We start from the raw sequence: 9,097 nt of genomic DNA, 5'->3' as shown, positions 1-9,097 counted from the left end.
ATATATTTAAGAAATCTCTCAAATATATAGAATTTTTAGTACTAATTAATGATGAAGTGAGGCTTATTTAGAACAGGTAAGAATCTGGGATGGAGGTGCCATTTTTTAGAATTTTCTTTATTTTTCATCTGGAAAGAATCAAAAAAGCATAAAAAAAGAGGTTATCTATTTTGAGACAGCCTCTTTTTGCTTGATTGGTTTTGAATTAATATGCACTCTTCATTTTATTCTTTATTTCTTCCAAACAAAGGTTATTGATACTTCCTTCATGCGTGTGTTTAGTTTCTTTAGGAGATTGATAGGTTCCGTTCTCCAATTGTTCCGCAACAGCTTTGTAAGCATCTCTAAAAGGCATTCCAGCTACAACCATTTCGTTTAAAGTATCGACCGTAAAGAGGTAATTGTATTTTGGGTCATTCAAAATATTGTCTTTTACCGTTATGTCTTTGATAGAGAAAATAGCAATATCCAAACAAGCTTTCAAGTTTTGAATAGCAGGGAACAATCCTTCTTTCAAGAGCTGTAAATCCCTGTGGTAACCGCTTGGAAGGTTATTGGTTATCAAAGTGATTTCATAAGGCAAGGCTTGAATCTTATTACATTTACCGCGAATCAATTCGAAAACATCAGGGTTTTTCTTGTGTGGCATAATACTGGAACCGGTAGTAAGATGCGATGGTAAACCGATGAAATCAAAATTTTGACTCATATATAAACATACGTCCATAGAGAATTTAGAAAGCGTAGCAGCCACACTGCTCATTGCGAAAGCGACTGTCTTCTCTGATTTCCCACGACTCATTTGTGCGGCAACCGAATTGTATATTAAGGTTTCAAAACCTAATTCTTGTGTGGTATAAGTTCTGTTGATTGGGAATGAACTTCCGTAACCAGCTGCTGAGCCCAACGGATTTTGGTCAACGATTTTCAAAGCGGCATTCAGCATTGAGATGTCGTCAATCAAGGTTTCTGCATAGGCTGAAAACCACATTCCGAAAGAAGATGGCATTGCAATTTGAAGGTGTGTGTAACCTGGCAACAATACGTTTTGATGTTTCTCTGCCGATTCCATCATTAAATCAAAAAGCGTTTTTACCTGCTCTTTCAATTCTTTGACCACATCTTTTAAGTACAAATTTACATCGACCAAAACTTGATCGTTACGGGAACGTGCGGTGTGGATTTTTTTTCCGGCATCGCCAAGTTTTGCCGTCAGTAAATATTCGATTTTAGAGTGAACATCTTCAAAACTGTCTTCGATTTCGAAATTGCCTTTTTGAATGTCGGCAATGATGTCTTCCAGTGCCAAAACCAGAGAATCGGTCTCAGAATCGGTTAAAAGCCCGATTTGGCCCAACATTTTAGCATGAGCAATGGAGCCTAAAGCATCATATTTGGCCAAAACCAAATCAAGTTCTCTATCGTTTCCTACCGTAAAATGTTCAATTTGCTTGTCGGTTGGTATTCCTTTTTCCCAAAGTTTCATAATTGGATTTTTAGATGTTTGGATTGTTAGATTTTTAGACCTAAACTTTTGTTGTTATGTGTTTTTTAGCCCCGATAGCAGTGAAAATCCTTGTGGGCCGGGGTTCGGCACACAAGATTGCAGCGTATAGCGGGATTAGCTCCTAAAAACTATTTTAGTTCTTTAAAAAGTCTCCAAGTATTTTGATGTACAATTGGATTCCTTCTTCAATTTCGTTTACATATATAAATTCGTCTGCCGAGTGAGACCGCAGGGATTCTCCCGGGCCAAGTTTCAAGGACTGACAGCTCAAAACCGACTGATCCGAAAGGGTAGGCGAGCCATAGGTTGTTCTTCCCAATGCGATTCCGGCTTGTACCAAACCGTGTGAAACTGGAATGGACGAGGCGTTCAAATGCATCGAACGCGGTGTTATTTGCGCAGTTAGATTCTTGTTGACTGTTTCTAAAATCTCGACATTGCTATAACAGTCATTGACACGAATATCAACCACTAAATGGCATTCGGCTGGAACTACGTTATGTTGCTTTCCTGCATTGATTTGGGTTACGGTCATTTTTACTGGTCCTAAAACTTCCGATACTTTCTCGAATTGGTAGCTGTTGAACCATTGGATAGCAGGTATTGCATTGTAAATTGGATTGTCAGGGTTATTGTGAGCCGCGTGGCTTGCAGTTCCTTTTACGACAACATCGAGTACTAATAAGCCTTTTTCGGCCACAGCCAATTGCATTAATGTAGGTTCGCCAACAATGGCGCAATCCAACTCAGGTAAATGTTTCAAAACACTGTTAAGGCCTTTTTTGCCACTGCTTTCTTCTTCGGCAGAGGCTACCATCACAATATTGTGGGAAAGGTTTTCTTTGGCATAAAAATAAACAAAAGTCGCCATAAGGGAAACCAAACAGCCTCCTGCATCATTACTGCCCAATCCGTATAATTTACCGTCTTTTTCGATGGCTTTGAACGGATCGTTCGTGTAACCTTGATTCGGTTTTACGGTATCGTGATGGGAGTTGAGTAACAGTGTTGGTTTGGATTTATCAAAATGCTGATTGAAAGCCCAAATATTATTATTTTCCCGCTCGAATGGAATGCTGTTTTGCTTGAACCAATTTTCGATTAAAAGCGCTGTTTGATCTTCTTCACTCGAAAAGGAAGGAGTTTCAATAAGTGATTTTAATAACGCAATGGCTTCTTGTGTTAGGGTTTCTATGTTTTTCATATTTTTCTACTGAGACCTAATAAGCTTTTAAAACTTGTTAGGTCTGTTAGTGTTTTTATAATTCAATGCTGGTGTGCACAACTTCAGAATTTTGTAACATTCTGTGGTGACCAATTTTTATTTTCTGAACACCTTTGGACAAGCTGTTGAAACAGTTGTCTAATTTAGGAATCATCCCTGAATGTATCGCTTTTTCGGCTTTTAATTTGGCGTATAATTCGTGGTTGATTTGTTCGATTACTGAACTGTCATCCTCGGCATCATACAAAACTCCCGGTTTTTCGAAGCAATAGGTCAAAGTAACTTCAAATACTTCAGATAATGCGATGGCCAATTCACTGGCAATCGTATCGGCATTGGTGTTCAATAATTGTCCTTTTCCATCGTGTGTGATGGCGCAAAATACAGGTGTTATACCGCTTTTTAGCAATGTTTCCAATAAAGGGGTATTCACTTTTTGAACATCGCCCACAAAACCATAATCAATTGTTGGGTGATTTCTTTTTGTTGACAAAATCAAATTACCATCGGCACCCGAAAATCCTACGGCGTTGGTATTGTTTGCTTGTAATTGTGCAACTACATTTTTGTTGATTTCACCCGCATAAATCATCACTACCACATCCAGCATTGGGGCATCTGTAATACGGCGTCCATCTATCATTTGAGGAACTAATCCAATACTTTGAGCCATTTTAGTTGCCGATTTTCCGCCACCATGAACAAGTATTTTATATCCTTCAATTTTAGAAAAATCAGCAAGGAACTGTTTTAATTCTGATGAATTGTCGATGATGTTACCACCAATTTTAATGATTGATAATGGAGTCATTATTATTTGTTTAATTTTTTCAAAATTTTCTGTAGAACCAATTGAGCCGAATACGTTCTGTTATTGGCTTGTTGAATTACAATAGAATTTTCGCTGTCGATTACTTCATCAGTCACAATTACGTTACGTCTAACTGGTAAACAATGCATGAATTTGGCATTGTTGGTCAGTTTCATTTTATCGGCTGTAATTGTCCAATTTGGATCTGAATTAGTGATTTTTCCGTATTCTTTATAGTTGCTCCAGTTTTTGGCATATATAAAATCGGCATTTTCAAAAGCTTTGTCTTGGTCGTACTCGATTTTAGAATCTTTGGTGATTTCTGGGTTGAGTTCGTAGCCTTCTGGGTGTGTAATCACAAAATCCATTTCGGTTTGCAATTGCATCATTTCTACAAATGAATTGGGAACAGCTTGAGGCAATGCTCTAGGATGAGGAGCCCACGAAAGAACTACTTTTGGTCTGTGTTTGGTTTTGTTTTCCTCCATTGTGATTGCATCAGCAAGGGATTGCAGCGGATGTCCTGTGGCACTTTCCATATTTAGGATAGGTACTGTGGCATATTTCAAGAAACCATTCATTACTGTTTCGGCATTGTCTTTCTCTTTGTCAACCAAACCTGCGAAAGCTCTGATGGCAATAATATCGCAGTATTGTGAAACCACTTCAGCCGCTTCTTTGATGTGTTCAGAAGCACCTTGGTTCATAATGGTTCCGTCTTCAAACTCGAGAGTCCAGCCTTCACTGCCAAAGTTCATTACCATCACGTTCATACCCAAGTTTAGTGCCGCTTTTTGTGTACTCAAACGAGTTCTCAAACTCGAATTGAAAAACAACATTCCCAAGGTTTTGTTTTTTCCCAGTTTCTTGTTTTTAAGCGGATTTTTTTTGATTTTTATGGCTTGCTTCACCCATTTTTTGAGCGAATCTATTTCTTTTATAGAAGTGTAGTTCATAGCTTTTTGTTTAGTTTATTCGTTTATTTGTTTAATCGATTAATCGAATTAACGATTAACCAAATGAACATTTTTACACAATCTTTGTAAAAGCAATTTCATTATTCAATGCTTTCAACATAAAATTATCTTCGAGTCCATTCACAATCCAAGTTTCAATATTAGCATCCTTGGCAATGGCAGCCGAATCGATTTTGGATTGCATGCCACCTGTTCCGTGAGATGATTTTTTGTCACCTATTTCCTTTTGCAACAGTGATAAATCGGTTACAAGTTCTATCGTTTCCGGCACTTCATCGTGAATTGACGATTTGGTGTAAATTCCGTTGGTGTTGGTGGCAATTATCAGAATATCAACATTTAACAAAACAGCTGCCAATGCCGCCAATTTATCATTATCCCCAAATTTGATTTCATCTGTTGCGACAGTATCATTTTCATTGATAATCGGAATGTAATTATTTTTGACTAATACATTAATGGTATTTACTATGTTGACTTTCGATTGTTCTTTTTCAAAATCAGAATATGACAACAAACATTGCGAAGTGAGCAGTCCCAAATCACTGAAGTTTTCGTGATAAATCCGCATCAAATGAGGCTGACCAATCGAGGCCAAAGCTTGTTTTACAAAAACATCTTCGTCTTGATTTTCCAGTTTTACGAATTGTTTGGCAGCAGCAATCGCTCCTGAACTCACAATGATAAACTCATATTTGTCTTGTAAAGCGGCAATTTGCATTCCAATATCCTCAATCTTTCCTCTCGAAATGTGATTGGTTTCTTTGGTTAAGGTGTTGCTGCCTAACTTTAATAGTATTCTTTTTTTAGTCATTTTTTTAGTCTCTAAGGTTCTGAGTTGCTAAGATCCTAAGTTTCCTCTTTGAATCTGAAGTCAACAATCTGCAATCTAAAATCTATCCCGATAATTATAGGAACTGCAATCTTCCTATCGAATCTGTCCATCACCATAAACATACCATTTATTGGTGACCAAATGCTGTAATCCAATTGGCCCCCGTTGATGGAGCTTATCGGTACTGATTGCCAATTCTCCGCCAAGACCAAATTGACCACCATCAGTGAATCGGGTAGAGGCATTTTGATATACTGCTGCAGAATCTACATTTTCCATAAATTCTTGGGCAACGGTATCATTTTGAGTAATTATAGAAGCCGAATGGCCTCCACAATATTTGTTTATTTTTTCAATTGCTTCTTCATCAGAATTTACGATTCCAATAACAATTTTATAATTCAAGAATTCTTCGTACCAAATTTCCTCGTTTTCAATTGTAGGCACCTGAGTCGCATTTGCGAAAGCGGTATCTCCTAAAATTTCAACATTATATTTTTTTAATTCAGCTACCAATTCCGTTGCGAAAACTTGCCAATTAGGTAATTTAGTATCAATCAAAACCTTGTCTAAAGCATTACAAACACCAATATTGGTTGTTTTTCCGTTGATGATAATGTCAAGTGCTTTTTTCAAATCGGCTTCTTGATTTACGTAAACAAAGTTATTGCCTCGTCCGCTTACTATAACAGGACAAGTAGCATGTTTTTTAGTAAATTCAATTAATTTTTCACCACCGCGAGGTACAATTAAATCGACTTTTTGTGTTGGTTTTTCTAAAAATGCTTGAGTTTCGGCACGGTTGTAATTCAAGTATTCTACCCAATTTGTATCAATTTCATTTTCCTCTAAAGCTTGGTGCCAAAGAGAAACAATTTTCAAATTGGATAACAAAGATTCTTTTCCTCCTTTCAATAAGATTTTATTTCCGGATTTGAATGCAATTCCTCCCGCTTCAACCGTTACATCAGGACGGGATTCATAAATAATCATTATTGTTCCGAAAGCAGCTGTTTTATTGGTTACTTTCATTCCGTTTTCATGAGTGAAATCAAAACGAATTTGCCCGACAGGATCTTCTTGGCTAGCCAATTGTTGCATAGACAAAATCATTCCGTCAATTTTGGCATCATCAACCAATAAACGTTTCTCCATAGCCAAATCCTCTCCAGAATAATTATTTAAATCCTGTTGATTAATCGCTTTAATGTTGGCTCTTTCTTGTTCTAAGAGTACAGCCATTCGATTCAGAACCGCGTTTCTTTTTTCTATGGATAATAAATGACTCATTGGTTTTTTGGTTATTGGTTAGCGTTTATGCTTTTAAAAAAAGAATAAACTTTTGCTTAATTTATTTGGTAACCTTTGTCAAAGTTAAAAACCTTGACAAAGGTTTATTGAAAAATTATGCTTTCAATTCAGCTAAGCTTTCTTTCAAAGCAATTATAAAAGTATCGATAGCTTCTTTTTTTACCGTCAAAGGAGGAAGAATTCTCAATAGATTTTTATTGTTGGCACTTCCTGTGAAAATAAATTTTTCGATAATCAGTTTTTTACGTAAGGCAGCCACTTCAAAATCAAATTCTACTCCCAACATCAATCCTTTCCCTTTTACTTTAACAACTTCAGGAACTTGTTTGATGGCTTCAAGGAAATAAGCGTAAACGTCATTTACATTGTCTATCAATTTTTGTTTTTCGATTACATCCAAAACTGCGATTCCAGCTGCACAGGAAAGGTGACTTCCTCCAAAGGTAGTTCCCAGTAATCCATGACTAGCGGTGAATTTTGGAGCAATTAAAATACCACCAATTGGGAAACCATTCCCCATTCCTTTGGCAAGCGTAATAATGTCCGGTTTGATATTATGGTGTTGAAAAGCGAAAAACTTCCCGCTTCTTCCATAACCCGATTGTACTTCGTCCAAAATCAAAACTGCTTCGTATTGGTTACAAAGTTTTTCTAATCCTTGGAAAAATTCGGTTGTTCCTTCGTCCAATCCGCCAACACCTTGTATTCCCTCAATAATAACAGAACAAACATCTCCTTTTTTCAATTCGGCTTCCACCAAATCAAGGTTGTTTAAAGGCAAAAAAGTAACCACTTGCTGCGCATTGATTGGAGCGACAATTTTTTTGTTGTCAGTCACAGCGACTGCAGCCGAAGTTCTTCCGTGAAAAGAGTTGTCAAAAGCAATCACTCTAGATTTTCCGTTGTGGAAAGAAGCCAGTTTCAATGCATTTTCATTGGCTTCAGCCCCAGAACTGCACAAGAATAAGCTATATTCTTCGCATCCTGAAAGTTTGCCTAATTTCTCTGCCAATTCCACCTGCAATGGATTTTGAATGGCATTCGAATAAAACCCGAGGTTATCCAATTGATTTTTCAATTTGGCTACATAATCAGGTTGTGTGTGTCCAATGGAGATTACTCCGTGGCCACTATATAAATCTAAATATTCTACACCGTTTTCGTCTGTAATTGTGCAATCAATGGCTTTTACAGGAGTGATGTTGTATAATGGGTAAACGTCAAATAAGTTCATTTTTTTTAGTTTTTGGTTGATTGTTGCTGGTTGTTGGTTAAGTTGTTGCTTCCATCAACTATTGACCAACAATCATCAACTTAATATTAAAATCCGCTTGGTTTCAAATGCAATCCCGTACTTTCTTCCAATCCAAACATCAAATTCATGTTTTGAATGGCTTGTCCCGAGGCGCCTTTGACTAAATTGTCGATTACCGAGGTAATCAAAATCCGGTTTCCTTTTTTTACTAAACTAATAATGCATTTATTTGTCTGAACCACCTGTTTCATATTGATACCAGTTGTGGTAACCGTTACAAAAGGTTGGTTTTTATAGAACGCTTCGTATTTAGCCACAAGATTCTCCAGTCTTTCGTTACAATTGGTGTATAATGTTGCAAAAATTCCTCTTGGAAAATCCCCTCTATTTGGAATGAAAAGCAATTCGTTTTTGAAATCATCCTGCAATTGATGTAAACTTTCTGAAATCTCTCCCAAATGTTGGTGATCAAAAGCCTTGTAATGCGACATATTGTTGTTTCTCCAACTAAAATGCGAAGTTTCCGAAAGTCCAACTCCAGCTCCAGTGCTTCCTGTTGTGGCGTTGATGTGAACATCGCTATTCAATAATTTGGCTTCAGCCAAAGGCAATAAAGCTAATTGAATCGCAGTGGCAAAACAACCCGGATTGGCGATAAACTGAGCGTTTTTAATCGCTGCTTTATTCAATTCCGGTAAGCCGTAAATGAATTTTTTACCGTCAAAAATTTCATCTTTATGCAATCTGAAATCATTTCCTAAATCAATGATTTTGGTATGGCTCGCAAACTGATTTTCGGTCAAGAATGTTTTCGATTTCCCGTGTCCTAAACACAAGAAAACCACATTTACATTAGGGTTTACAGCATCGGTAAAGTTCATTTCGATATCACCCAACAAATCGTGATGCGCTACTGAAAGCGGTTTACCAGCATTAGTTGTACTGTATACAAAATCTAATTTTGCATTAGGGTGAAACATCAATATTCTGATGAGTTCTCCCGCAGTATAACCTGAACCTCCAATTATTCCAACATTAATCATAGCTTTCATTGTTTACAGATGAAAATATGTTTTGGGCATTCCCTAAAATTTTGATAAATCCTTTCGCATCGTCGGATGTCCAAGCATTGTTCATTTCCCCATATTGACCAAAACCAGTATTCATCAAATCATT

General features: G+C 37.0%; 8 protein-coding genes and 1 pseudogene. All 9 read right to left on the bottom strand.

Annotated features, from left to right (window positions below; translation table 11 throughout):
• Positions 1-205: 205 nt before the first annotated feature.
• The gene (gene argH / locus VFS71_RS11095; protein ID WP_326401289.1) at positions 206-1,486 is read right to left on the bottom strand and encodes an argininosuccinate lyase; all 1,281 of its coding nucleotides are present in this window, start codon (positions 1,484-1,486) and stop codon (positions 206-208) included.
• Positions 1,487-1,640: 154 nt separating this feature from the next.
• Positions 1,641-2,711, bottom strand: coding sequence for a M20 family metallo-hydrolase (locus VFS71_RS11090; RefSeq protein ID WP_326401288.1), 1,071 nt, complete (start codon positions 2,709-2,711; stop codon positions 1,641-1,643).
• A 55-nt stretch (positions 2,712-2,766) separates the two neighbouring features.
• The gene (gene argB, locus VFS71_RS11085) at positions 2,767-3,543 is read right to left on the bottom strand and encodes an acetylglutamate kinase (RefSeq protein WP_326401287.1); all 777 of its coding nucleotides are present in this window, start codon (positions 3,541-3,543) and stop codon (positions 2,767-2,769) included.
• 2 nt (positions 3,544-3,545) lie between these two features.
• Positions 3,546-4,499 carry an N-acetylornithine carbamoyltransferase gene (locus VFS71_RS11080; RefSeq protein WP_326401286.1) on the bottom strand — a complete coding sequence of 318 codons (954 nt, stop codon included), beginning with the start codon at positions 4,497-4,499 and terminating at the stop codon, positions 3,546-3,548.
• A 73-nt stretch (positions 4,500-4,572) separates the two neighbouring features.
• Positions 4,573-5,334, bottom strand: a complete 762-nt coding sequence (gene proB, locus VFS71_RS11075) for a glutamate 5-kinase (protein ID WP_326401284.1) — start codon at positions 5,332-5,334, stop codon at positions 4,573-4,575.
• 114 nt (positions 5,335-5,448) lie between these two features.
• Entirely contained in the window at positions 5,449-6,645 is a 1,197-nt protein-coding gene (locus VFS71_RS11070) for a glutamate-5-semialdehyde dehydrogenase (protein ID WP_326401283.1), read from the bottom strand.
• Between the two features lie 115 nt (positions 6,646-6,760).
• Complete coding sequence (locus tag VFS71_RS11065; RefSeq protein ID WP_326401282.1) at positions 6,761-7,900, bottom strand: aspartate aminotransferase family protein; 1,140 nt, start codon at positions 7,898-7,900, stop codon at positions 6,761-6,763.
• 86 nt (positions 7,901-7,986) lie between these two features.
• On the bottom strand, positions 7,987-8,964 hold the full coding sequence (gene argC, locus VFS71_RS11060) for an N-acetyl-gamma-glutamyl-phosphate reductase (protein WP_326401290.1): 978 nt from the start codon (positions 8,962-8,964) through the stop codon (positions 7,987-7,989).
• Positions 8,957-9,097: pseudogene (locus VFS71_RS11055) on the bottom strand (argininosuccinate synthase); the annotation flags it as partial. The pseudogene VFS71_RS11055 and the gene argC, both read right to left, overlap by 8 nt.

This window comes from Flavobacterium sp., from assembly GCF_035760125.1.
Classification (GTDB): domain Bacteria; phylum Bacteroidota; class Bacteroidia; order Flavobacteriales; family Flavobacteriaceae; genus Flavobacterium.
This window is presented reverse-complemented; position numbering and strand designations above follow the sequence as displayed.

Bases quoted from the DNA above. Each gene is read 5' to 3' on its own strand.
- VFS71_RS11070 (WP_326401283.1), bottom strand. From the start codon at position 6,645: ATGAGTCATTTATTATCCATAGAAAAAAGAAACGCGGTTCTGAATCGA.
- argB (WP_326401287.1), bottom strand. From the start codon at position 3,543: ATGACTCCATTATCAATCATTAAAATTGGTGGTAACATCATCGACAAT.
- argH (WP_326401289.1), bottom strand. From the start codon at position 1,486: ATGAAACTTTGGGAAAAAGGAATACCAACCGACAAGCAAATTGAACAT.
- VFS71_RS11080 (WP_326401286.1), bottom strand. From the start codon at position 4,499: ATGAACTACACTTCTATAAAAGAAATAGATTCGCTCAAAAAATGGGTG.
- VFS71_RS11090 (WP_326401288.1), bottom strand. From the start codon at position 2,711: ATGAAAAACATAGAAACCCTAACACAAGAAGCCATTGCGTTATTAAAA.
- VFS71_RS11065 (WP_326401282.1), bottom strand. From the start codon at position 7,900: ATGAACTTATTTGACGTTTACCCATTATACAACATCACTCCTGTAAAA.
- proB (WP_326401284.1), bottom strand. From the start codon at position 5,334: ATGACTAAAAAAAGAATACTATTAAAGTTAGGCAGCAACACCTTAACC.
- argC (WP_326401290.1), bottom strand. From the start codon at position 8,964: ATGATTAATGTTGGAATAATTGGAGGTTCAGGTTATACTGCGGGAGAA.